Source organism: Rhodococcus sp. BP-316, assembly GCF_019836105.1.
Classification (GTDB): domain Bacteria; phylum Actinomycetota; class Actinomycetes; order Mycobacteriales; family Mycobacteriaceae; genus Rhodococcoides.
The window spans coordinates 47,196-68,883 of the sequence record NZ_JABUEE010000006.1 but is presented as its reverse complement, the minus strand read 5'-3'; the positions used below and the strand labels follow the sequence as shown (position 1 = coordinate 68,883).

Annotated in this window: 25 protein-coding genes and 1 tRNA gene; 18 read left to right on the top strand and 8 right to left on the bottom strand. The window is 69.3% G+C overall.

All coding sequences use genetic code 11. From position 1 onward, the window contains the following. Window positions 1-81: 81 nt before the first annotated feature. Genes HQ312_RS12920 through HQ312_RS12900 form a run of 5 tightly spaced genes read left to right on the top strand, consistent with a single transcriptional unit; the run spans window position 82 to window position 2,162 of the window. Window positions 82-759 (top strand): methyltransferase, encoded by a 678-nt coding sequence (locus tag HQ312_RS12920; RefSeq protein ID WP_308115782.1) that lies wholly within the window; start codon window positions 82-84, stop codon window positions 757-759. A gap of 49 nt (window positions 760-808) precedes the next feature. Next, on the top strand, window positions 809-982 hold the full coding sequence (locus HQ312_RS12915) for a CDGSH iron-sulfur domain-containing protein (protein WP_082544411.1): 174 nt from the start codon (window positions 809-811) through the stop codon (window positions 980-982). Between the two features lie 46 nt (window positions 983-1,028). Then, complete coding sequence (locus tag HQ312_RS12910; RefSeq protein WP_222638840.1) at window positions 1,029-1,487, top strand: Fur family transcriptional regulator; 459 nt, start codon at window positions 1,029-1,031, stop codon at window positions 1,485-1,487. After that, complete coding sequence (locus HQ312_RS12905) at window positions 1,484-1,921, top strand: hypothetical protein (protein ID WP_222638839.1); 438 nt, start codon at window positions 1,484-1,486, stop codon at window positions 1,919-1,921. Before HQ312_RS12910 ends, HQ312_RS12905 begins: the two co-directional genes overlap by 4 nt. A 16-nt stretch (window positions 1,922-1,937) precedes the next feature. Then, the gene (locus tag HQ312_RS12900) at window positions 1,938-2,162 is read left to right on the top strand and encodes a hypothetical protein (protein ID WP_027506392.1); all 225 of its coding nucleotides are present in this window, start codon (window positions 1,938-1,940) and stop codon (window positions 2,160-2,162) included. A gap of 110 nt (window positions 2,163-2,272) precedes the next feature. On the opposite strand, the gene HQ312_RS12895 is transcribed toward HQ312_RS12900, so the two are convergent. The 3 genes from HQ312_RS12895 to HQ312_RS12885 form a co-directional block, all read right to left on the bottom strand. Then, window positions 2,273-3,601 carry a lipase family protein gene (locus HQ312_RS12895; protein WP_222638838.1) on the bottom strand — a complete coding sequence of 443 codons (1,329 nt, stop codon included), beginning with the start codon at window positions 3,599-3,601 and terminating at the stop codon, window positions 2,273-2,275. Between the two features lie 73 nt (window positions 3,602-3,674). After that, on the bottom strand, window positions 3,675-4,481 hold the full coding sequence (locus tag HQ312_RS12890; protein ID WP_222638837.1) for a transglutaminase family protein: 807 nt from the start codon (window positions 4,479-4,481) through the stop codon (window positions 3,675-3,677). A 172-nt stretch (window positions 4,482-4,653) separates the two neighbouring features. Beyond that, window positions 4,654-4,727 (bottom strand) — tRNA-Gly (locus HQ312_RS12885). Between the two features lie 71 nt (window positions 4,728-4,798). Between HQ312_RS12885 and dcd the strand changes: the two genes are divergently transcribed. The 4 genes from dcd (at window position 4,799) to HQ312_RS12865 (ending at window position 9,281) form a co-directional block, all read left to right on the top strand. Continuing rightward, a complete protein-coding gene (dcd, locus tag HQ312_RS12880; protein ID WP_027506388.1) occupies window positions 4,799-5,365 on the top strand; it encodes a dCTP deaminase in 567 nt (188 codons plus the stop codon). Between the two features lie 98 nt (window positions 5,366-5,463). Next, window positions 5,464-7,023 carry an Hsp70 family protein gene (locus HQ312_RS12875; RefSeq protein WP_222638836.1) on the top strand — a complete coding sequence of 520 codons (1,560 nt, stop codon included), beginning with the start codon at window positions 5,464-5,466 and terminating at the stop codon, window positions 7,021-7,023. A gap of 63 nt (window positions 7,024-7,086) precedes the next feature. Beyond that, a complete protein-coding gene (locus tag HQ312_RS12870; RefSeq protein WP_222638835.1) occupies window positions 7,087-8,223 on the top strand; it encodes a hypothetical protein in 1,137 nt (378 codons plus the stop codon). Between the two features lie 113 nt (window positions 8,224-8,336). After that, window positions 8,337-9,281 (top strand): Hsp70 family protein, encoded by a 945-nt coding sequence (locus HQ312_RS12865; protein WP_156380600.1) that lies wholly within the window; start codon window positions 8,337-8,339, stop codon window positions 9,279-9,281. A 3-nt stretch (window positions 9,282-9,284) separates the two neighbouring features. On the opposite strand, the gene HQ312_RS12860 is transcribed toward HQ312_RS12865, so the two are convergent. Continuing rightward, on the bottom strand, window positions 9,285-9,728 hold the full coding sequence (locus tag HQ312_RS12860; protein WP_222633129.1) for an ATP-binding protein: 444 nt from the start codon (window positions 9,726-9,728) through the stop codon (window positions 9,285-9,287). A gap of 49 nt (window positions 9,729-9,777) precedes the next feature. Continuing rightward, window positions 9,778-10,308, bottom strand: coding sequence for a DUF6328 family protein (locus HQ312_RS12855; RefSeq protein ID WP_222633128.1), 531 nt, complete (start codon window positions 10,306-10,308; stop codon window positions 9,778-9,780). A gap of 213 nt (window positions 10,309-10,521) precedes the next feature. On the opposite strand from HQ312_RS12855, the gene HQ312_RS12850 reads away from it, so the two are divergent. From HQ312_RS12850 to HQ312_RS12840, 3 genes are all read left to right on the top strand, one after another. After that, window positions 10,522-11,796: an EAL domain-containing protein gene (locus HQ312_RS12850; RefSeq protein ID WP_222638834.1), complete on the top strand. Its 1,275-nt coding sequence runs from the start codon at window positions 10,522-10,524 to the stop codon at window positions 11,794-11,796. A gap of 76 nt (window positions 11,797-11,872) precedes the next feature. Continuing rightward, window positions 11,873-12,520 (top strand): PhoU domain-containing protein, encoded by a 648-nt coding sequence (locus HQ312_RS12845; RefSeq protein WP_222633126.1) that lies wholly within the window; start codon window positions 11,873-11,875, stop codon window positions 12,518-12,520. A 292-nt stretch (window positions 12,521-12,812) separates the two neighbouring features. Continuing rightward, window positions 12,813-14,216: a sugar transferase gene (locus tag HQ312_RS12840; RefSeq protein WP_037186361.1), complete on the top strand. Its 1,404-nt coding sequence runs from the start codon at window positions 12,813-12,815 to the stop codon at window positions 14,214-14,216. Between the two features lie 9 nt (window positions 14,217-14,225). Here HQ312_RS12840 and HQ312_RS12835 read toward each other — a convergent pair whose 3' ends face one another. Continuing rightward, window positions 14,226-14,390: an ANTAR domain-containing protein gene (locus HQ312_RS12835; RefSeq protein WP_261782304.1), complete on the bottom strand. Its 165-nt coding sequence runs from the start codon at window positions 14,388-14,390 to the stop codon at window positions 14,226-14,228. A 281-nt stretch (window positions 14,391-14,671) separates the two neighbouring features. Here HQ312_RS12835 and HQ312_RS12830 point away from each other — a divergent pair, with 281 nt between their 5' ends. Together HQ312_RS12830 and HQ312_RS12825 are read left to right on the top strand one after the other, a co-directional pair. Next, window positions 14,672-15,418 (top strand): GAF domain-containing protein, encoded by a 747-nt coding sequence (locus HQ312_RS12830; protein WP_056443790.1) that lies wholly within the window; start codon window positions 14,672-14,674, stop codon window positions 15,416-15,418. Continuing rightward, entirely contained in the window at window positions 15,415-16,155 is a 741-nt protein-coding gene (locus HQ312_RS12825) for a GAF and ANTAR domain-containing protein (protein ID WP_222638832.1), read from the top strand. The genes HQ312_RS12830 and HQ312_RS12825 overlap by 4 nt, the downstream gene beginning before the upstream one ends. A gap of 29 nt (window positions 16,156-16,184) precedes the next feature. Here the strand turns inward: HQ312_RS12825 and HQ312_RS12820 are convergent, their stop codons facing one another. Then, window positions 16,185-16,997, bottom strand: a complete 813-nt coding sequence (locus tag HQ312_RS12820; RefSeq protein WP_222638831.1) for a GAF and ANTAR domain-containing protein — start codon at window positions 16,995-16,997, stop codon at window positions 16,185-16,187. A gap of 226 nt (window positions 16,998-17,223) precedes the next feature. Between HQ312_RS12820 and HQ312_RS12815 the strand changes: the two genes are divergently transcribed. Beyond that, on the top strand, window positions 17,224-17,970 hold the full coding sequence (locus HQ312_RS12815; protein ID WP_222633122.1) for a GAF and ANTAR domain-containing protein: 747 nt from the start codon (window positions 17,224-17,226) through the stop codon (window positions 17,968-17,970). On the opposite strand, the gene HQ312_RS12810 is transcribed toward HQ312_RS12815, so the two are convergent. Next, window positions 17,955-18,683 (bottom strand): TetR/AcrR family transcriptional regulator, encoded by a 729-nt coding sequence (locus tag HQ312_RS12810; RefSeq protein WP_235579020.1) that lies wholly within the window; start codon window positions 18,681-18,683, stop codon window positions 17,955-17,957. The two genes, HQ312_RS12815 and HQ312_RS12810, sit on opposite strands and share 16 nt — an antisense overlap. 81 nt (window positions 18,684-18,764) lie before the next feature. Between HQ312_RS12810 and bluB the strand changes: the two genes are divergently transcribed. The 3 genes from bluB to HQ312_RS12795 are packed head-to-tail and all read left to right on the top strand — an operon-like array spanning window position 18,765 to window position 21,589. Then, window positions 18,765-19,412 carry a 5,6-dimethylbenzimidazole synthase gene (bluB, locus tag HQ312_RS12805; protein ID WP_222638830.1) on the top strand — a complete coding sequence of 216 codons (648 nt, stop codon included), beginning with the start codon at window positions 18,765-18,767 and terminating at the stop codon, window positions 19,410-19,412. Between the two features lie 9 nt (window positions 19,413-19,421). Next, entirely contained in the window at window positions 19,422-20,768 is a 1,347-nt protein-coding gene (locus HQ312_RS12800) for a putative nucleotidyltransferase substrate binding domain-containing protein (RefSeq protein WP_222638829.1), read from the top strand. Continuing rightward, the gene (locus HQ312_RS12795; RefSeq protein WP_222638828.1) at window positions 20,765-21,589 is read left to right on the top strand and encodes a Fic family protein; all 825 of its coding nucleotides are present in this window, start codon (window positions 20,765-20,767) and stop codon (window positions 21,587-21,589) included. The genes HQ312_RS12800 and HQ312_RS12795 overlap by 4 nt, the downstream gene beginning before the upstream one ends. Window positions 21,590-21,688: the final 99 nt, after the last annotated feature.

The window sequence follows — 21,688 nt, the reverse complement described above, 5'->3', positions numbered from 1 at the left end:
ATCGCGTCCGTTCGGGAATGCCATTCCTGAAGAAAGGCGGCAGATGCTGCCAGCGCATCTGCGCCGACGGAAGGTTCTCGTGTGACGACGATTCATCGCGACACGATCGGCATGGTGCGTGCACACCCCGGTGTGTACGCCCCCCAGGACGATTCGAGACTGCTCTGCGAGGTCATGCCGGTGGCGGCGTCGCCCCTGGGTGCTCGCGCCCTCGATCTGTGTACGGGTACCGGAGTGCTCGCACTCCAGGCTGCGTGTCTCGGTGCACGTGAGGTGCTCGCCTACGACCTGGATGCTCGCGCCGTCGCGTGCGCCCTGGACAACGCCGAGCGCATCGGTGTCGAGGTCGATGCGCGACAGGGCACGCTCATCGACGCCCTCGCCGAGGCGCCGTTCGACCTCGTGGTCTCCAATCCGCCGTACGTGCCGTCGCCGACCGCGCCGGAGGGGCGCGGTGTGCACCGTGCGTGGGACGCCGGCGCCGACGGTCGCATCGTCCTGGACCCGTTGTGCGACAATGCCTTCGATCTCCTCACTCCGGGCGGCACCATGCTGATCGTGCAGTCCGAGTTCGCCGGTGTGGACCGCACGATCGAGCGTCTGATGCGGTCCGGCACCACGGTCGACGTGGTGGCTCGCCGTCGGATCGCGTTCGGTCCCGTCATGCACGCGCGCGCCGAGTGGCTCGAGGCCACGGGCGCCCTGCAGCCGGGTCGGCGCTCCGAGGAATTGGTGGTCGTCCGTGCCCGACGCGCCTGACGCTGCTCCCGCAGCACGGCTCGTCCGTGTTGTTCCGGGCGGGCCGGTGATGGTGGAGGGGCCCGTCGACGTGGAGATGGAGGACGGCACCCGCGTGCGGTCCGACCGCTTCATGGTGGCGCTCTGCGCGTGTCGACGCAGCAAGAACTACCCCTTCTGCGACACCAGCCATCGCCGCAAGATCCGTGCGTCCACCACCGAGGACCGGGGTCGCGACGACTGACACGGCCCGGACGTTTCACGGCGCCCTGCGGGGGCACTCCGGCGTCGTGGACACCAGGGAACAGCCGACGGTCGTCTCGTCGGAAGAGCAGTGGCGTCGGGTACTGCGTGAGCGCGGGCTGCGCGTGACCCGTCCGCGCCTTCGCGTGCTGAACGTCGTGGCGCGGCACCCACACGTCGACGCCGGCTACGTGGCCCGCACGCTGAAGAGTCAGGGGATGTCGCGGCAGACCGTCTACGGCAACCTCGACGCACTCGTGTCGGTGGATCTCCTGCGCCGGATCGAGCCCGCCAATTCGCCCGCGCTGTACGAACTTCGGGTCGACGGCGACGACCACCACCATCTGATGTGTCGGCAGTGCCGCCGAGTGTTCGACACGGCCCTCACCTCCGATGTGCGTCGACGTGCTCCCGAGCCGGAGGACGACGACTTCGACATCGACGGCGTCGACGTCTTCTTCTGGGGTGTGTGCCGTGACTGCCGGACGGGTAACCGGCAGGTATGAGCGATGATCGCGAGAAGATGCTGACGGACCACCACCGTCCGGACGGGTCCGACGATGCCACGGTGTCCGCCGTCGGTTCGGTCTCGGAGGCCCTCGAGTGGGTGGAACGCGCCCGCGGCCACCTGTACACGTTCCACCAGCTGATGGGCCACGCCGATCTCCAGTTCGGCTCTGCCGCGGACGAGCTGCGCGACGCAGGGCACGGTGACGCAGCGGACGCACTGGAGCGAGAGGTGGTCGGCCGCAACGTCATCGAGGGTCGGTGGACGTTCCAGATGGTCGAGGACTTCGACGACGGGTACTGGACCACCGCGCGTGAGCACGAACGCCGGATCCGCGACGACCTGATGGACGGCCGCCGTCACGTCTTCGAGGCGGAGATGAAGGAGGACCGACGCACGCACGGCAAGCGCGGTCACGAGGCAACACCCTGACAGGAGGATCGACACGATGACGATGACGAGCGACACGGTGCGCGGCGTGCTCGACGCACCCGACGGAACGCTGCTGGTGATGCGGGACGGCGAATTGACGATGACCGACGACGATTCGGGTGCCGTTCTGGTGACCACCAAGGCCGCACTCGTCGAGCAACTGGGAGACGACAGGTCACCCGAGCGACTCGAGACGGCGGCCACCGCGTTGAACGACATGATCGACAAGCTCGGGGCGTGATCATGTCGACGTCCGACGAGAAGCACTCGGAGCCGTCCGGTTTCGCGGAGGCGTCGGGGCCACCCGACTTCGGGATCGAGCCGACGCGCCGCGACTCCGGCGACGACCGCCTAGCGGACCCGGCCGAGCAGAGCGCGACCGGTCGAGACGGTGAGCCCGAGCAGCCCTCGGACACCTGACACCGACAGGGCCGAGGACCACACGGTCTCGGTGGTGTTCGGGGGCACCGGGCGGTCGGCGATGCGATCGGCGAGCCAGTTCAGCGTCGCAGGTGCGGCGATGGGGTGCAGCGACAGGTGCTCGCTGAGCCGGTCGCGCACGTACGTCACGTGGGCGCCGGCGGTGCGGTACCGCTCCACCTGCCCGTCCACGTCGTCGACGGCGATGATGGGGTCGTGCACCGCCTGCATGATGAGGAGCGGGAAGCTCGGTGCGGACTTGCCCGGCTGGATGTCCTGGAAGATCTGCACCAGCTCGGGGGTCGCCATGACGTCGGCGAGCGGGATGTCGGTGTAGCGCTCGAGGTCGTGCATCAGCAGCGTCAGAACGGCGTGCACCGTGGTCTTGCGCTCGAGCGAGGACAGAATGGTCATGCCGGGCTGCGCGACGTGATCGCGGATCGTCCGGTCCAGATCGGGGTAGGTGCGGCGCAGACCCTCGACCACCATGGTGGGCAACGCGGCGAAGATCGTGCCGTTGAGGCGGGAGAACGCCGACGCCGGATCACCGACGGGCGAGCCCAGCGCGGCACCGACGACGTTCAGCTCCGGCGCGTACTCGTCGGCGGCCTCGGCGGCCCACGACGTGGCCAGGCCGCCGCCCGAATACCCCCACAGTGCGACGGGCGCCGAGTCGTCGAGCTCCAGAGGTGCGAACGACAGGGCGGCGCGGATGCCGTCGAGAGTGCAGTATCCGGGTTCGATCGGTGCACCCCAGCGGCCGTCCATGCCCTCGTGATCCGGCAGGGACAGCGCCCACCCGCGGCGCAGCGCGTACAGGATGATGAGCAGCTCGAACTGGGGCACGGCGCCGTGGGCGTGTGCTCCGTCCCGCAGCGCGTACGACGGGAAGCAGCGGTCCGAGACGGCGTCGATGGCGCACTGGTAGGACAGCAGCGGCCTGCTCCGACCCGGGACCGCGCCGGCCGGCAGCAGGATCGTGGTGACACCCGTGCGCGGTTCGCCGTGCATGTCGGACGTCCGGTAGAGCAGCTGCCATGCCGACACGCGCTGGCGGATGGTGCCGAACAGGGCGATCTCGACACGGCGCGACCGCAGCACGGTCCCCAGCTCGGCCTTCTCGAACCCGGCGGGGGAGCGGTAGAACGGGTCCTTGTTCGGCGTCGTCGTCAGCCGCTCGACGGCATCGTCGGAGTCGTTGCTCCGGTCCGCCGCCGTCCCTCGCCCACCCGTGAACGCTGCATCTCGTTCGATGCTCATGTGCGTCTCGCTTCCTGATTCGTCGAGTCACAGTAACCCGACGACGCAGGAGGCGACCGACGCATGCGCCGGATCAGGTGAGGGAGACCAGCTCGTGGATGTCGTCCTTCGGCAGGCCGTCGGTCGCCACGGCCGTGACCGTGGAGCTGTTCAGCGTGATCGAACCCTTGTGGTTGTCGAGGAACGCGGTGTCGGCCGCATCGCGTCCGGTCGCGATCCGGACCAGCGTCGATCGAGGTGCGAGGCACGTCGCGTCCACGACGTGCCAGGTGTCGTTCACCAGGGCCTCCGCGACGGCGTGGAAGTCCATCGGGTCGCATCCGGGTGCGTAGACGGCGACCAGACGAGCCGGAACGTTCAGCGCGCGCAGCATCGCGACGACCAGGTGCGCGTAATCACGGCACACGCCGGCACCGGCGAGCAGCGTGTCCGCCGCACCGTCGATGGGATCGCTGCTCCCCGGGACGTAGTGCAGTCGACGGCCGACCCAGTCGGACACCTCCGACAGCAGGACCGCGTCGTCCGTCTCGCTGCCGAACTCCGTGGCCGCGAAGCCGAAGAACTTGTCGGCCTCCGCGTACCGGCTCGGACGGAGGTAGACCGAGCGATCGAGATCCGTGACGGGGGACGGCTCCGCGTTCCCGGTGACGGTCGCGTCGTAGTAGACCTGCAGGTTGCCCACCGGCGCCTCGAGGACGTGGATCCGGTTGCCGTGGGCTCCGCTGACCTCGCGGGCCTCGACCGTCTTCCCGTCCAGGACGAACGAGAGGGTCTCGGCGACCTGCGCGCCGGGATGCGGGGCCACGGCGATCTGGAACTCCAGGGTGCTGGCGGCCGTGATGTCGACATCGAGGCGTGCGGAGACGACGCGTTCGGTCATGGAGGTGCTCGTTTCCGGGGGGAGAGGGGGTGTGCGCGGAGGTGTACCCAGCCTGACCAGGAACGACGCGTGTCGCTGGACACAGTGGGACGACCGCGAGTGTGGATCGTGGAATGTAGGCCCCGGAATCCGGGGTCTGGATTCCACCATCGCCCGGCGGTGAGGGCGTTCGTGGAGCCGATGACGGGAATCGAACCCGCGTATTCAGCTTGGGAAGCTGATGTTCTGCCATTGAACTACATCGGCCGGTGGTGCTGCCCTGAAGATTAGCAGGGCGCCCGGGTGGCCTCGGCGGGCTCGGTCGATAGTCTCTGTGCGTGCTGCTCTCCGATCGCGACATCAAGGCCGAGGTGGATGCCGGAACGCTCGGCATCGAACCGTTCGACGAGGCGATGGTGCAGCCGTCGAGTGTGGACGTGCGCCTGGACGGGCTGTTCCGGGTGTTCGACAACTCGCGCTACACCCACATCGATCCGAAGCTGCAGCAGGACGAGCTGACCACGTTGGTGGAGCCCGCCGAGGGGGAGCCGTTCGTTCTGCATCCGGGCGAGTTCGTGCTCGGGTCGACGCTCGAGCTGACGACGCTGCCGAACGATCTCGCGGGGCGACTCGAGGGCAAGTCGAGTCTGGGCCGGCTGGGACTTCTCACACACTCGACGGCGGGTTTCATCGATCCGGGCTTCAGCGGACACATCACGCTGGAGCTCTCGAATGTCGCCAATCTGCCCATCACGTTGTGGCCGGGCATGAAGATCGGGCAGCTCTGCTTGTTCCGTCTCTCCAGTCCGGCGATCAATCCTTATGGCAGCTCAGCGCTGGGATCGAAGTATCAGGGACAGCGCGGTCCGACCCCGTCGAAGGCTTATTTGAACTTTCTCCAGTAGACCTACGGTCGGTTTTCGCCGTCGTATACGTTGCTATGCCCGGTTTGACGCTCTACTATCGGTCTGTCTAAAACTCCGACAGCCGATGGTGGTGATCCATGATGCGAACCGAGACGGAAACGTTCGGTGTCTCCATGAGCACCGGGTGCGTGCGCGGAGTCGTGATGGACCCGGAGGGCCGGGTCGTCGAGGTGCGCTCGCTCGCCACCGGATCCGACCATCCTCTGTCCGCGGCCGCTGCGGCAGCGTTCGAGATGGCCGCGGATCTGTGCGTCGGTCCGGACGCGCCGGTGATCGCCGTGGGGGGAGACCCCGAGAGCACCTACGGTCCCGGCGGAGTCCGACTCGTCGCCGAGTGCGACGCGCTGCTGGCCGCCGCACGGATGGAGGGCTGCGTCGACGCGGCTCGCACCCTCGCGATCGTCGACCTCGGTCGGGTCGGCACGCGCGTGCACGTCCTGGACACACAGACCGGTGACCTGTACTCGAGCGTGGGCATCACCGAGCTGTCCGGTGACGCGATCGACGCCGCGGTCGCCGATCACCTGTCCACCACCTTCGGTGCTGCCGAGAAGATGAGCCCCGCCGCCGTGCGCACCCTGGCGCGAGACAGTCTCGCGGCCAAGGAGATGTTGTCCGACGAGCGTGCGGTCGACCTGTCGGGGCCGTTCGTCACCGATTCGGTTCGCCTGCGCCGCACCGACTTCGAACTTCTCATCGCCCAGCCCACCGCGATGCTCGTCGACCTCGTGGACGACGCCGTGGCCCGCGGAGCCGACGCCGTGCTCCTGGTCGGCGGCGGCGCGCACATCCCGTCGGTGCGCCGCGACATCGCCGCTCGCGTCGCGGTCCCCGTCATCACGCCGCGCTGGCCGCAGTTCTTCGCGGCCATGGGCGCCGCACATCTCTCCACCGTCGTGCCCCCCGCCGTGGACGCCGTGCCGTTGCCCGTCGTCACCGCACCGCCGGCGGACGACGAGGTCACGGCCGCCTTCACCACGGTGGCGGAGCCGGCTCACACCCCAGCGGCGGAGCCGGTTCCCACCCCGGAACCCGAGGTGGCACCGGAGCCGGAGACCGCTCGACCACCGCTGCCCACGCCGCGCGTCGTCACCGGTGCGCCTCGACGCGCCCGCTCCACGCGGCGACGTCGGTCCCGTGCCGGTGTCGTGGTGGGAACCACGGCGCTCGTCGCCGCGGTCACCCTCGGCGCAGCCGCCGGTGCGTCGGGCCGGTCGGAGACCGAGGCCGTGCAGGCGACGGATCGCGTCGTCGTCACGTCGTCCGTCGACGCCACGCCCACCGCCACCACCGTGCCCAGCACTGCCCCGCGCGTCGACGCGGCGCCGGCCTCGCCCTCGGCGGCGTCGTCGAGCGCCACCGCCACCGCCGCGCCGGCGCCGTCCACGGAGACGCCCGTCGCAGCACCGTCGAGCGTCACCCCGTCGACCTCGATCTCCCAGCGCCCGACGCTCGCCCCGGCACCCTCCACCGCGGTACAGGACGAGCCGGAGGAGACGCCGGAGCTCACCACGACACGGCGGCCGAACTCGAACACCAGCACGACGACGACATCTGCGGCTCCGTCGCCGACGCCCACGACGACTCGGACGACCACGCCCGCGGCAACCAGCGCCCAGCCCTCCACGGCGCACTGATCCATCGGGCGGGACCGTACGAGACCACGCATCATCGAGAACGAACAGGCGGACGACGACGACATGCACATCGTGCTGGGAATCTCGGCGACGAGCGACGAGGTGACGGCGGCTCTCGTCGACGTCGAGCTGCCTCGGCTCGGTCCGGTCGACGAGCGCACCATCCCGATGCAGAGCGGGTCCCCGGCCGAGGTGGCCGCGGCGGTCGCGACGTCCATCGGTGTCATGCGGCTCCGGGCTGCCCGCGCCGATCTGCTGCTCACCGGTGCCGCCGTCGTCCTCGAGTCATCGCATCTGCGTGAGCCCGTCGAGTCCGCGCTGCGCGACGGTCACGTTCGCGACGTGGTCGTCGTCGACGCGGTGGACGTCGATCCGTCCCTCGAACCGGCGGTCGCCGTCGCGCTGTGGGCCGACCACGACGCCGGCGACGCGATCACCGGTCCGATCCCGGTGGTGCTGCCCGAGCCGGTCGACGCGTCCTCGCGCGAGACGCGCCGGGGATTCGCCGTCGTGGGTGCGGGAGTCGCTGCCGCCGTCCTGGCGGGATCGTTCGCGGTCTGGGCCGTGACGGGACCGCGGGCTCCCGAGGCCGCCGGTGTCGCGGAACCTCTGTCCACGTCGGCCACCGACTCGGCCGAGGCGGGCACCGGTATCGCCCCCAATCCCGCAGCGCCCGCCGGATCGAGCCCCACGGCCGTTCCGGCACCCGTGCCCGGCGGCACCACGGCCGCGGACGCCCTCACCGGCATCCGCCCCGGTGTCACGCAGCAGAACGGCGCCGCGTCGGTGCCCGCCGCACCCGGTGCCGCGACCACGCGACCGGGAACCTCGTCGGCGGCGCCGTCCAGCGGCGGATCGACGAGCGGCGGTTCCACGAGCGGTGGATCGCCGACGAGTGGTTCCACGAGCGGTGGTTCGACGAGTGGAGGCTCGACCAGCGGTGGTTCGACCAGCGGTGGTTCGACCAGCGGAGGTTCGACCAGTGGTGGCTCCACCGGCGGCGGATCGACCAGCGGCGGCGGAACCGGCACGGGTGGTACCGATCCCGGCACCGGTACGGGCGGTGGTTCCGGCGGCGACGAGACACCCGGATCGACGGGAGGCTCGTCGTCCGAGCCGCCGACGGATTCCGAGCCGCCTAGCCAGCCGTCCGAGCCCGACCCGACGCCGGACACGTCCGGTACCGCGTCGGTCGAGTGACTCCCCGGTTACTAGTGAAACCAACCAAACTTTGCCAATAGCCACTGAGAACCGACCTTTTCCCTGTTCGAGCGCCTAGGCTTCGTCGCGGAACACCAGGAACGGGGCGGGTCATGCGAGCAGTGGTAGGAATTTCCCTCGGAGCGTCGGCGATACGAGCCGCGGTGATGGATCCCATGGGCCGTGCGTTGCTCGGTACCGAGTCCGTCACGGTGGCACGCGGTCGTGATCGACTGGAAGCCGCTGTCGACGTGGTGGATTCGGTCTGTGCGCGCCACGGCGCCGATCGTGAGACCGCCGTGCTGGTGGTTCCGGACGAGCCCCGGTCACGCGTGGGAACCATCTCCCTGTCCGTGCACACCGGCGGATGTGTCCGTCTCGCTTCGGAACTCGGCGCCCAGCTGATGTATCTGAGAATGCGCGGCCTGGTCGAGTCGGGATCCACGATCGCCGTCGTCGACATGGGGAAGAGCGGTACGTCGGTGTCCGTCGTCGACGTGGCCACGGGCTTCGTCAAGGATGCGACGTGGACCGACCGCTACCGGGGCAGCGCCTTCGCGGACAGTGTCCGCGAGCACCTCCTGGCTGCCTACGGCACAGCGGAACCGCTGTCGCCGAACGACTCTCAGCTACTGACCGAGGGCGTCGAGTGGGCGATGGAGATGATCGCCCTGCATCGCGTCGTGCGCGTCGGCGGACCGTTCGTCGGGGGCACTGTGAACGTCTGGCGGACCACGGTGGACCGGCTGATGCTGGACTACGTCACCGAGGCTGCCGACTGGGTGAGCGATGTGGTGCGCCGGGGTGCGCATCGTGTCGACGCCGTGGTGCTGGCCGGCGGACCGGCGAACCTCCCTCTGCTGCGCGGTGTGTTCGCGCGCGAGTGGGGTTCCGCTCTGGTGATGCCGCAGGATCCGCAGTCCATCGCCGCGACGGGGGCTGCCCTCCTCGCCGCACGGCGGTCGGAGTCTCCGTTCAGCGCGCCGCTGCCGGTGGTACCGACGCGGTCGGAACCGGTGCCCGCGGTGACGACGCAGTCGCGGCACGCACTGGTCTGACCGTCAGGCCGCGTTCCACCGCATCCGGACGGTCGTGCCGTCCTCCGAGGAATCCACCGACGCCTCGTGCGCGAGCGCATGAATGAGGGGAAGCCCTCGACCTCGGCGCGGATCGTTGCCGTTGTCGACCCAGGATCCCCGATCGGTCACGTCGATGGTCACCTCGCCGGCCCGCGGAGTACGCACCTCGAGTCCGACGGTGCGCACCACGGTGTCCGCGGAGCGCTCGTAGGCGTGCTCGACGCTGTTGGCCAGTGCCTCGTACGTGGCCAGGGTGATGTCCTGGCACAGGTCCTCGTCGAGGCCTCGGTCGCGCAGCCATGCGAGCACCGTCGTACGCACACCGGTCAGCGCCCGCGGCTCGGCGGGGATGTCCTGCAGGATCAGATCGCGGGTCGCGTCATCACGGTCGGTGACCGGCATGTCGTCGGCGACGTCGGTGATCATGGAACCCCTGTACCCACTGCGCGCAGATTTTGCACATCCATGGTCGAGATCACTCGGTCGAATCGGACCGATCGTTCACCGGACCCAGCCGGCGGCGCAACGACACGGGCAGTACGAGGCAGACCGAGACGAACAGGGTGGCCGCCACTGCGCACGCGATGATGCCCGCGGTGGGACCCACCACCAGGTCGAAGATGAGCAGCGGTACGCCGGACATCGCGATGCCCAGCAGGACGAAACCGGCGAGAGCGAACCGGTTCGCGTGGTCGACGAGCTGACGCAGTGCCCGTCGACGGAACAGGATCCTGTGCAGAGCCACCGGCGCGACCAGAAGGATGGTGGCGGTGACCGATGCTCCGAGCGTCACGAGGTACACGGCCTGCTCGTACGTCTCGAGTTCCGGGAACCGGGCCTGGAACGGGAGGGTGAGCAGGAAGCCGGTGAGCAACTGGATACCGGTCTGCACCACGCGCAGCTCCTGCAGGAGGTTCGACCAGTTGCGGTCGAGGCGCTCGGTCTCGGTCTCGTGCCGCTCGCGTGCGTTCCAGTCCGACCCGGTCAGGGGCCCGTCTGCTGTCATTCGGTGATACTACGGCCGAACCTCCGATACCCGGCGTCGTGCCTGTTTGACGGCTTGTACGATGACTCGACTGTGGAATGGATGAAACTTTTTCCTGCCCGTGAACGATACGGGGCTGGAACAGGTACGAATCACTGACGATCCGGGGGGTCACGGTGTCGGGACACGCCACGTCGGAACCATCCGACGGTGGCCTCGTAGAACGGACACGTCATGCCGAGGAGCGCACTCCGGCGCCAGAGTGAGTCGGCGCGGCACTATGTCGATTTCTCGGCCACGGACCCCACGCTCCAGACCCTCACAGCTCTCGCGGCGACCACGCTGGGATTCTCCGCCGCGCAGCTCAACATCCTCGACGAGGACGTGCAGTACACCCGTGCTCAGCACGGGGGACCGTTCCCGCACACACTGCCGCGCTCGGACACTGCTTGTCAGCACGTGGTCGCGTCGGCGGCGCCGGTCGCGGTCTCGGACTCCGGCCTCGACCGATTCTCGAACGATCCGGTCCGGGCAGCCACCGCGCAGGCGCTGCACGCCCTGTCCCTCGGGTCCTACGTCGCGGTACCGCTCCGCGGTCGCGAGGGGCTGATCATCGGCACCCTCTGTGTGCTGGACACCGAGCCGCACCCCGCGAACGAGTACACGGTCACCACCCTCACCGAGTTCGGCCGGGTGGTCGAGACCCATCTCGAGGCGCTGCGTGGTCACGGCCGTGCGAAGACCGCCGGGTGCGTCCGCGCTGTCGCGGCCGCGATCGAGCGGGGCGAGATCACCCCCTGGTATCAGCCGATCGTGGACGTGTCGTCCGGCGCCGTCACCGCGGTCGAGGCTCTCGCCCGCTGGACGCGTCCGGGCGACGGCACCACTGCGCCGTCGATGGTGAGTCCCGCGGACTTCCTGCCCACCATCGAGGGCAGCGACCTCGAGATCGACGTCGACCACGCGGTCCTCGTCCGCGCGCTCGTCGACTTCGAGCGGTGGATGGTCGACGCTCCCGAGATGGACCTGCACGTCAACCTGTCCGCGCGGCATCTCGCGGCCCCCGACGCGGTGCGCCACCTGATCGAGATCGTCGCCGCGTCCGCGGTGCCGGCGGCGCGCGTGGTCTTCGAACTGACCGAGACCGTGTCGCACGCACGTCCGGCGCGGGCCCACGAGTTCGTCAGCGCCCTGCAGGCCGTCGGGTTCCGGGTGCTGCTCGACGACATCGGCATCGGCTTCTCGTCGCTCGAACGCCTCGTCGACTTCCCCGTCGACGGATTCAAGATCGACGCTGGCATCGCGCGCACGCTCGGTACAGCCGCGGGCGACTCGTTGGTCCGCGCACTGGCCGGATTCGCGGTCGACACCGGCCGTGCCCTGGTCGTGGAGGGAATCGAAAGCGACCACCAGGTCGCGGCCGCCCGCCATACTGGGTGCACTCGCGTCCAAGGATTTCTCTACTCTCGTGCGGTGCCCGCGCGCGATGTTCGCTCTCTGCTCGATTAGGGGGCGCTCTCGTGGGTACTCCCCATCGTCGCGTCCTCCGGGACGCGTCGGCGGGACGGCCAGAATCGGGGACATCATGCGCAACGCGTACACAGCTCAACTCGAGGGATTGAACGACGATCTGTGCGCTCTCGCGCAGGCGGCGGAGACCGCCATGCGCGACGCCAGCATCGCTCTGCTCGACGGCGACCTGCAGGCTGCGGAGTCCGTCATCGCCCGCGGCGAGGCACTCGGAGAACTCGGTGCCCGCTGCGAGGATCAGGCTGTCACCGTACTGGCGCTGCAGGCACCCGTCGCGGCGGACCTCCGCCGAGTGTTCTCGGCCGTGCGCATCAGCAGTGACCTCTCACGGATGGTCGGCCTCGCGGTGCACATCGCCGAAGCCGCACGCCGACGCTTTCCCGAGCCGATCGTTCCCGATCATCTGATGCCGCAGTTTCGTGAGATGAGCGAATTGTGTCTCGACATGTCCGGTCGAATAGTCGACGCACTGCGTACGAGTGATCTCGGGCGTATCGATTGTCTGAGTTCACAGAACGATCGGGTCGATTCTCTGAAGACAACGGTCGTGGACACCGTGTCGGCGGACGATCACGGGCACAACGTGATGAATGCCGTGGACATCGCACTGCTGGGACGGTATTTCGAGCGCTACGCCGACCAGATCATCGATGTCGCGTCGCGGATCGTCTTCTTCGTGAGCGGCCGCAAACAAATGGCCTGAGGGTCCTCTGAAATCGTGTCGTTCGAACACGCTAAATCTGTGTGAACTCACCGTGTGATTCACCGCACTGTGGTTGTCTGAGCGAGCCTTGCGGGAAGGCAATAAGCTACCGACTGCCCTGATACACGAATCAGCGGTCGAGTCCCAGGCGGATCCAGTCGAACGGAACGAGGTACACGTGTCTGCTCCCAGCCCGGCGGAGAGCGAGTCGGCCGAGCGCCGCGACGTCGCACTGCCGCGGGCTCGGCGATCGCGGAGGGCGACCTCGCGACGCGACTGGGAGCGCGCGTACATGGACCGGCTCCGGGTGACCGACGTGCTCGTCGTCGTCGCCGCCGTCGCCTGCGCACAGGTGGTGCGCTTCGGTCGGCCGGATCTCGAGGTACCGCGCGCGGCGTTCAACTACACGTTGGTCTCGGTCACCCTCGCGCTGACGTGGATCGCATTCCTCGCGATCTTCCGCACCCGCTCGCCGCGTGTGCTCGGCGGGGGAGCCGAGGAGTACAGGCGTCTGCTGTCCGCCACCTTCCGCCTCTTCGGGCTCGTGGCCATCATCTCGTTGCTCTTCCGCTTCGAACTGGCGCGTGGCTACCTGGCCATCGCACTGCCGGTCGGGCTGATCGGGCTCCTGGTCTCGCGGTGGCTCTTCCGCAAGCACGTGGCTCGCGGACGTCGTCGCGGCGACTATCAGACGTCGGTCGTCATCGTCGGCAGTCACAGCTCGGCCCTCTCCATGGCGCGGTCGTTCAACCGCGACGGGAGTGCCGGATACGCCGTGGTCGGGGTGTGCCTGCCGCGCACCCAGTCGGTCACCGAGGATCAGCTGTCCGTCGACGGTCTCGAGATTCCCGTCCTCGGCAACGAGAACGACGTGCTCGATGCCATCGAGGCCACGGGCGCGGACACCGTCGCCGTCACCGCGACGGACCACATCGGCCACGAGGGCATCCGCCGCATGGTCTGGGACCTCGAGAAGAAGAACGTCGATCTGGTCGTGGCTCCCGGCGTCGTCGACGTCGCCGGCCCGCGCCTGCACATGCGGCCGGTCGCCGGCCTCCCGCTCATCCACGTGGAGAAGCCGCAGTACAACGGTGCGAGCCGCTTCGGGAAGACGGCGTTCGACATGGTGTTCGCCGTGGTCGCCCTCGTCGCCGTGGCCCCGCTGTTCCTCCTCGCCGCCCTTCTCGTCAAGGCCACCAGCAAGGGTCCGGTGTTCTACCGATCCGAGCGCATGGGCCTCGACGGCACACCGTTCCAGATGATCAAGTTCCGCTCGATGGTGCAGGACGCGGACGCTCGGGTGTCGGAGTTGTTGGCGCTCAACGACAGCGAGGGCGGCGTCCTGTTCAAGATGCGCGAGGATCCGCGTGTCACCAAGGTCGGCCGCGTGATGCGGCGGCTGAGCATCGACGAGCTGCCGCAGTTCTTCAACGTGCTGCGCCGCGAGATGTCGATCGTGGGCCCGCGGCCGCCGCTGCGCCGCGAGGTGGAGACCTACGACGGCGACGTGCGCCGCCGGCTGCTGGTCAAACCCGGTCTGACGGGCCTGTGGCAGGTGAGTGGCCGCTCCGACCTGTCCTGGGAGGAATCGGTGCGCCTCGACCTGAGCTACGTCGAGAACTGGTCCATGACAGGTGATCTGCTCATCGTGCTGAAGACCCTCAAGGCCGTCGTCGGCAGCGACGGCGCGTACTGAGTCGACCGCTCATCGGATGGTCGCGAGCACCTCGGCGGCGATCTCGGGCATCGTGGCGGACCGCGACGACGCCGTCGACGCCAGTCGCGCGACCGCGGCAGGTGCCTCGCATCCGTGCCGCACCATCAGTGCACCCACGGCGAGATCGATCGCGGCGCGCGCATCGAGGGACAGCCGGATGCGCTAGGTGACCACGGCCCCGAGTCGCTCGAGCAATACGAGCTCGTCTGCGGCCGCACGGATGCGTTCATACAACGACTGCTCCGGGTCGCTCGTCATGGGTCTCCGTGTTCTCGGTCGTTCGCCCGTTCACGAGTGCAACGGTGCGGGAAAACTCTACGCCGGTCGCCCGCGCGGTCCAGACTTGTCGCTGCGGTTGACTCGCGGCACACGGGGCATTCCTCGGGTCGCGGACAACGGTGTGGACGTCGATCGACGAGGAGTGAGTGCAGGTCATGACGACGCGATCGGGTGGTGACGACGACGCGCACGCACCGTTGTCCATCACCGACATCGCCGATCTGTGCCGCAGTGTCGTGCAGTTGGTCGAGGTGGACGGCGCCGCCATCACCGTCATGAGCGGCACCACGCGCGAGTTGGTCTACGCCACCGACGCCGTGTCGCAGTACCTCGACGAACTGCAGTTCACCACCGGTCAGGGTCCCTGCGTCGACGCCTTCCACCGTGGCCGGACCGTGTTCGTCGCCGATCTCGACAGCGAGGCGGAGGAGCACTGGCCCGGATTCGCCGCCGACGCGTCGGACGGGGGCGCGGCCGCTCTGTTCGCCTTCCCGCTGCGCGGCGGCAACACCGTGTTCGGCGTGCTCGAGCTGTATCGCGCATCCGTCGGTGAACTCAGCGACGAGTTCGCCGCTGTCGCCCAGCTGACCGCGGACGCGGCAGCCATCAGCCTGCTGGAAGCCTTCGCGCCCGGCCTCGGCGCGGGACAGTCGCTCGGCGACGCCTCGGACGACTCGCCGCTGGGCGACCATCGCACCCGGCCCTACGTCAATCTGGCCGTCGGCATGATCACGGTGCAGATGCGGGTGTCGCCGACCGAGGCGCTCGCCCGGCTGCGCGCCGCGGCGTACTCGGCCCGACGCCCCGTCGACGACATCGCCCGCGAGGTGGTCGAGCGCAAGGTGCGCTTCTCCACCGACGACACCGCGTCGGACTCGACGACGAAAGGACAGCCGTCGTGACTTTCCCGCCCACTTTCGATCCGCCCGGCACCGGCCCCGTCGGTGACACCGACGTGCCGTCGCCCGTCGTCGTCCTCGCCGAGTTGACGGGCCATCTGGCCGCCGGGGTCGACGCCCCCTATCTGCTCCACCTCCTCGCCACCCGTACCCGCGAGGCCCTGCGGGCCGCTGCGGTGTCGGTGGTGTTCGACGGGTCCGGGTCGGTCGACCTCGACCTGGTCGCTGCGGCCTCGACCGGGTTGCTCGACCGATCGCTGTCCGTGGGCGGACCGGTGGCGATGTGCGTGCGTACCGGCGCGGCCGTGCTGCTCGACGATCTGGAGAACGCTCCGGGGCGCTGGCAGGACCACGCCCGCGAGGCGCGTGCGGCCGGCATCGGCGGTATGCGTGCCTACCCGGCTCGGATCGCGAACCGGGTCATCGGCGCCGTCGTGGTCCACACGTCGGGGCCGTGGCGGGCACCGGGTCACGCGGCGGCGTTCGTTCAGGCCGTCGCGGATCTGGCGGCGTTGGCCGTCAGCGTCGACACCGAGGGCGACGTGCGCCTGTCGGTCGAGGCGACGCGTCGACAGCAGGTCCTCGAGGACGCCGCCGTGATCGATCAGGCCATCGGTGTGCTCGCCGAGACCCATGGTCTCGCCATCGGCCCCGCGACCGACCTGCTCGTCACCGACGCCCGCCGCTCACGGACCTCGCTCGCAGATCGGGCGCGTGCGGTGATCGATGCCCTGAGCTGACCGGGCTCGTTCCCGCCACACGGGGCGCACTACTCGGCTGGAGTGACCTGACCCGACGGCACGCGCGTGTGCGCTGTCATCAGCAGCTTGCCGAGTTCGGTGGACAGAGCGTCCGGTGCATCGCCGAGCGAGCCGATGTCGCGGACCAGTTGCTCGGCGAGAGTCCGTACCTTGATGTTCGTGGTCTGCGAGCGCCAGAGCAGCAGGTCGAAGGCTTTGTCGGCCGACACGTTGAGTCCCAGCATCAGGGCGCCCTTGGCCTGTTCGATCGCGGCCCGGGACTCCATCGCGGCGGCATAGGTCTCGACCTGTCTCGCGGCGTGCTCGGAGTTCTCCGCTCCGGTCAGGGCCGACTGGGCGGCCTGCACGAACACCCGCATCGCCGACTCGTCGACGGAATCGAACCGGTGGCCGGTGTGGCTGTAGAGATTGAGGGCACCGCCCGAGGTGACGGGCGCGGACAGGAAACTCGCGACGTCGAGGTGATCGATCGCCTTCGCGAACACGGGCCAGCGCTGGGACACGTCGTCGAGATCGGCACGCACCACCTCGTGGGTCAACGCCGACTCGATGCACGGTCCCTGCTCGCTGCGATACTGGGCCTGGTCCACCTCGAGGACGAACGTCTCGGTGCTCGCGGCGGTCTGCGGCCTGCCGCGGCGGAAGACAGTGACGCCCGCTGCGTCGGCGTCGGGAATCGCCGTCACGACGCGCGCGCAGATCGTGTCGAGCGCGCCGTCGGCCGTGTGGGAGACGGCGAGCGCACTGTCCAGGTCTGTCAGGGCCTCCGCCAACAGGGCCAACGCCCGTCGTTCGGCCGTGGTGTCCGCGCTGTCGGTCATTCCCGCATCTCCCGCCTTCGCCGATTCATCACTCGACGACCCGTACGCGGAGTGCGAGACCACCGTACCGCTGTCGGGGTGTCCGGTTATAGTTGCGCGGAAGGCGATACCCCGCCCGGCGTCCAGCAGTAGGCGTCGGCACTGGTGGGTGTCGCCTTTTGTCGTCCGGTCTGCGACGACCGAGTGACGACGGATGATGAGAGAACCGAAGGGATCAGCACCACACATGAGCAACGACGGTCGGCCGCCGAGCTCCGAGCACCTCGATCTGGTGCGCACTCTGGCCGAGCTGGCGCGCGAGTTCGCCGGGTCGCGCCAGGTCCGGACGATCGACGAGGTTCTCGATCACGTCCTCGCGGTGTCGGTCGATCTGATCGACGCCGCGGATCACGCGTCGGTGCGGCTGGCGGCCGAGGTATCGGGGCCTGCGGAGCCCAGCCGCACGAGCAGCGACATCGCGTCCGCACTCGACCGGGTGCAGAGGCGGCCGGGGGACGGACCGACCGTCGATCTGCTGCATCGGTCCTCCGAGGCGGACGTGGACCTCGCTGCCGTCGTCGCCGGTCCGGTGCATCGGTGGCCCGATCTGGCGGAGGTGGCCGACGACGTCGGTGTCCGGGCGCTGGCCGCCCTTCCGTTGGCGATGCACGAGCGCACGCTGGGAGTGCTCACGCTGTACTCCTCGTCGACCGCGGCGTTCGACGAGGACAGCCTGACCGTGGCGACGGCGATCGCGGCGCACGCCGCCATCGCGGTGCAGAGTCTGCAGAAGGAAGCGCAGTTCCGGTCCGGTCTCGCGTCCCGTGACATCATCGGTCAGGCCAAGGGCATGCTGATGGAGCGGTTCGAGGTGGACTCGGTCCAGGCGTTCGAGATGCTCTCGAAGTTGTCGCAGAACAACAATCGTCCGCTGCACAGACTCGCTGCGGACATCGTCGAGGCGGGCGCCAAGCTGCGCTACCCGTCCGCCTGAGGCAGGGTGGCGGCGAGTCGGTCGAGCAGGGCCTCGAGCGCCCTCTCGAACTCGGGCAGCCCGAGATCGCGCGCCAGCTCCGCCCTCATCCGCACCACGGTGGGGAACTCCGTCGGGTCGATGTCGTCTCCGGGCTGGGCGGTGGCGCGCGGATCGTCGGGATCGTTGGGGTCCGTCGGACCGATCGAGACTCCCTGCGCCGAGACCTCGAGCAGCAGCTGTCCGAGCAGGAAACTCGTGTACGAGCGATACGCGGCGGCCGCGGCCGCGTCGTCGAATCCCCATTCCTTCAAGCTGGAGAGGAAGTTCTCGAGCCACCGGACGCTGCGGAGCGGGGGCCGTACCCACGGTGCGCTGTTGGGCCGGGTCGCGATGAGGGGGAACACCTCAGGATGTTCGAGAGCCATCCGGCGCACGCCGTGCGCCAGCCGCTGCAGGTAGTCCTGCCAGCTCGAGGCGCCTTTCATCAGCACCTGCGGGTCGCTCCCCAGATCGTCGATGACCTGGTCGACGATGCCGTCGAGCAGTTCTTCCTTGCCACCGAAGTAGTGGTAGAGCGCCATCGCCTCGACCCCGAGACGCCCGCCGAGTCGGCGCATCGTCAGATCCCGCGCGCCGTTGTCGTCGATGAAGGCGATGCCCGCGCGCAGGATGACGGCGCGGGTGAGCTGACCTCTACCGGGCGGTGGCGTGGTGCCGGGTGTCGAACCCACGATGAAACGCCCCCCCGTTGTCTCGAGACTCGGACGCACCGAGTGGTGTCGACACTAGGCGTGTTCTGGCACGGTCACCACATGAGCACCGAGCACCTGTCCGTGTACGACGCCATCGCCGCACGTCGGGACGTCCGCAGTGAGTTCAGCGGTGAGGTGGTGGACGACGCCGTCCTCACCAGGATCCTCACCGCCGCCCACCGGGCTCCGAGCGTCGGGAACACCCAGCCGTGGGACTTCGTGATCGTCCGACACCCCGAGACGCTGGGTCGATTCGCCGCGCACGTGGCACAGTGCCGCGCCGATTTCGCGGCATCACTGCCCGCCGACCGCGCCGAGACCTTCGACCCGATCCGCGTCGAGGGAATCGAGACCAGTGGCACCGGCATCGTCGTGACGTACGACGACTCCCGCGGTGGTGAGCACGTCCTGGGCCGGGCCACGGTGCGGGACACGGGACTGCTCTCCGTGGCCCTCGCCATCGAGAACCTGTGGCTCGCAGCGGTGTCCGAGGGCGTCGGCGTCGGGTGGGTGTCGTTCTACGACGAGGCGGTGCTGCGGGACATCATCGGCCTGACCGGCGACGACGCCGTGCGTCCCGTCGCGTGGCTGTGCGTCGGTCCGGTGACGCAGTTCCAGGAGGTTCCGGACCTCGAGCGGTTCGGGTGGCGTCCGCGTCGGCCCCTGTCCGACGCCGTGCACCGGGAACAGTGGGGCCGTCGGGGTTAACGTGGCCGGGTGACCTCCTCGCGTCGGCGTTCCCCGGTGAGCGCGCTGACGCGTCGCGGTGTCCCGATCGGTCGAGCCGACATCACCGTCGCGGAGGCAGCCGACGCGATGACCCGGGCGCGGTCGAGCACCCTCGTCGTGCAGTGCCCGGGCTCGGTGTGGGGAGTGGTGACCGACGGCGACCTGCGCCGACGCGTGATCGCCGCGGGCCTGAGCACCGCGGCACCGGTATCGGCCGTCGCGTCCGTTCCTGCCGTCACTGTCGACGCCGAGGTGCCCGTCGCGGAGGCGGCGGCCCTCGCGCTCACTGCGGGTGTCCGCCGACTGGTGGTGCTGGATGCGAGTGGGGGCGTGCTCGGCATCGCCCTCGAACAGGACCTGCTCTCGCCGGCGCTGCGTGCGGGCACAGCGCTGCGCACCGCGGTGGAGCGCTCGGCGAGTGTCGACGATCTGGTCGAGGCATGCGGGCGGCTTGCCTCGGTGACGTTGTCGCTGAACGATTCCCGCGTCCCGTCGGCCGACGTGACGGCAGTGCGATCGTCCGTGGTGACGGCCACCGTGCGCCGGGCCGCCGAACTGCTGGGCGACGACGCGTCCACCTGGCTCGTCTCCGGAAGCGTCGCTCGGCGCGAATCGGTCCCGTCGTCCGATGTCGAGACGGCGCGGGTGGGCGGCCCGTCCCCGATGGGGTCGGACGTGCACGCCGTACTCGAACGCTGCGGTCTCGCAGCCGATCCCCATCACGCGAGTGCCGCGTCGCCGCGCTTCGTGCGGACGGTCGACGAGTGGTCCGACGCGGTGGCAGGCTGGGTGGCCGATCCGTACGAGGACACCGGTGTGGTGATGCTCTCGCTCGCGCTCGATACGCGTCCGGTGGTGCCTGGCGGATGGACACCGGCGGAGCCCGCGCGCGCCGCGCTGGCCGACGCCGCTCACTCGCGACTGCTGATGTTGCGTGAGGCGGCGACGGTCAAGGCGCGGGTGACGCTGCGAGACAAGCTCTTCCGTCGTGCGGACATGATGGACGTGAAGGCGGGGATCCTGACTCCCATCGTGGACATCGCGCGCTGGGCCGGTGTCTCCGCCGGGCACGACGCCGTGGGCACGCCGGCTCGGCTCGAGCACGGTGCTCGCGCGCAGGTGCTGTCCGAGGACGACGCCGCGGTGCTCGCGGAATCGTTCGACGTCGTCCAGCGCATCCGGCTGCGGCACCAGTGCGAGGCACTGCGCGACGGCCGCCCCGTCGACGACCTGGTGCGCCCGTCGGACCTCACGCCCCTCGACCGGAGCCTGCTCGACGCGGCTGCGCGGGAAGTGGCGGGCGTGCAACGGGCCTCGGCGTACCTGGCTCGATGAGGCCGTCCGAGGAACATCCCGACACCTTCGCCGGGCTCACCCCGGAGCAGTGCCACGCCGTCGATCAGGCCGTCGCCGCCGAACGGCTCGAGGGATGGCGTCCCACGCCGGCGGACCTCGCACTCCTCGTCGCCGAGTGTCGCGGCGAGACGGTGCTGCCGTCGGTGCGCGAGGGGCTCGTCGGCGACGGACCGAAGCGTGAATCACGCTGGGCGGCACTGCGTCCGCGGCACACCCCGTACCTGCTGCCCGGGTCGACGACGCTGCGCAACGTGCTGGGCATCGTCGACGCGGCCGCGTTGCACCGCGCGGAGAGCATCCTCACCGCACTCCGTCTGGTCCGCTGTCACACCGGGCGGGCCGACCTCGGGGGCGCCGTCGGTGTGCACCGCCTGCTGAGCGTGCACCGCTACGTCTTCCAGGACGTCTACGTGTGGGCAGGCGACGTGCGCACCGTGGAACTGTCGAAGAACGGCACCGCGTTCGCGAGGTGCTCCGTCGTGTGGGACGGCCTCATGGGCGTGCACGAGACCATCCTGAGTGCCGACTGGGCGGCCGCCGACCGGGGCGAGCTCGCGTACCTCCTGAGCCGCACCTACGCCGACGTCAATCAGGTGCATCCCTTCCGTGAAGGCAACGGACGGGCCGCGACCATGCTGCTGCATCTGCTCGTCGCGCCGACCGGGTTCCGGCTGGATCTGACCGACGTCGAGCGGCGGGACTGGATCGCCGCATCGCAGGACTCGGCACCGTTCCGCCAGGCCGGCGCACCGTCCGCACGCCCCTTCCTCCCCCTCTTCCTGCGCGCCCTGAGCTCGTAACGCACTCGCAACATCTCGATACATCACGGACACCACCGCGGCCGCTGCGTCCGATTAACTATCACTCGACAGATACACCCCTCCCGTCGATGGAGAACA

Excerpts from the sequence above, each read along its gene's own strand:
- HQ312_RS12915 (WP_082544411.1), top strand. The coding sequence starts at position 809 with ATGGTGGAGGGGCCCGTCGACGTGGAGATGGAGGACGGCACCCGCGTG.
- HQ312_RS12905 (WP_222638839.1), top strand. The coding sequence starts at position 1,484 with ATGAGCGATGATCGCGAGAAGATGCTGACGGACCACCACCGTCCGGAC.
- HQ312_RS12900 (WP_027506392.1), top strand. The coding sequence starts at position 1,938 with ATGACGATGACGAGCGACACGGTGCGCGGCGTGCTCGACGCACCCGAC.
- HQ312_RS12895 (WP_222638838.1), bottom strand. The coding sequence starts at position 3,601 with ATGAGCATCGAACGAGATGCAGCGTTCACGGGTGGGCGAGGGACGGCG.
- HQ312_RS12890 (WP_222638837.1), bottom strand. The coding sequence starts at position 4,481 with ATGACCGAACGCGTCGTCTCCGCACGCCTCGATGTCGACATCACGGCC.
- HQ312_RS12875 (WP_222638836.1), top strand. The coding sequence starts at position 5,464 with ATGATGCGAACCGAGACGGAAACGTTCGGTGTCTCCATGAGCACCGGG.
- HQ312_RS12870 (WP_222638835.1), top strand. The coding sequence starts at position 7,087 with ATGCACATCGTGCTGGGAATCTCGGCGACGAGCGACGAGGTGACGGCG.
- HQ312_RS12865 (WP_156380600.1), top strand. The coding sequence starts at position 8,337 with ATGCGAGCAGTGGTAGGAATTTCCCTCGGAGCGTCGGCGATACGAGCC.
- HQ312_RS12860 (WP_222633129.1), bottom strand. The coding sequence starts at position 9,728 with ATGATCACCGACGTCGCCGACGACATGCCGGTCACCGACCGTGATGAC.
- HQ312_RS12855 (WP_222633128.1), bottom strand. The coding sequence starts at position 10,308 with ATGACAGCAGACGGGCCCCTGACCGGGTCGGACTGGAACGCACGCGAG.
- HQ312_RS12850 (WP_222638834.1), top strand. The coding sequence starts at position 10,522 with ATGCCGAGGAGCGCACTCCGGCGCCAGAGTGAGTCGGCGCGGCACTAT.
- HQ312_RS12845 (WP_222633126.1), top strand. The coding sequence starts at position 11,873 with ATGCGCAACGCGTACACAGCTCAACTCGAGGGATTGAACGACGATCTG.
- HQ312_RS12840 (WP_037186361.1), top strand. The coding sequence starts at position 12,813 with ATGGACCGGCTCCGGGTGACCGACGTGCTCGTCGTCGTCGCCGCCGTC.
- HQ312_RS12830 (WP_056443790.1), top strand. The coding sequence starts at position 14,672 with ATGACGACGCGATCGGGTGGTGACGACGACGCGCACGCACCGTTGTCC.
- HQ312_RS12820 (WP_222638831.1), bottom strand. The coding sequence starts at position 16,997 with ATGACCGACAGCGCGGACACCACGGCCGAACGACGGGCGTTGGCCCTG.
- HQ312_RS12815 (WP_222633122.1), top strand. The coding sequence starts at position 17,224 with ATGAGCAACGACGGTCGGCCGCCGAGCTCCGAGCACCTCGATCTGGTG.
- bluB (WP_222638830.1), top strand. The coding sequence starts at position 18,765 with ATGAGCACCGAGCACCTGTCCGTGTACGACGCCATCGCCGCACGTCGG.
- HQ312_RS12795 (WP_222638828.1), top strand. The coding sequence starts at position 20,765 with ATGAGGCCGTCCGAGGAACATCCCGACACCTTCGCCGGGCTCACCCCG.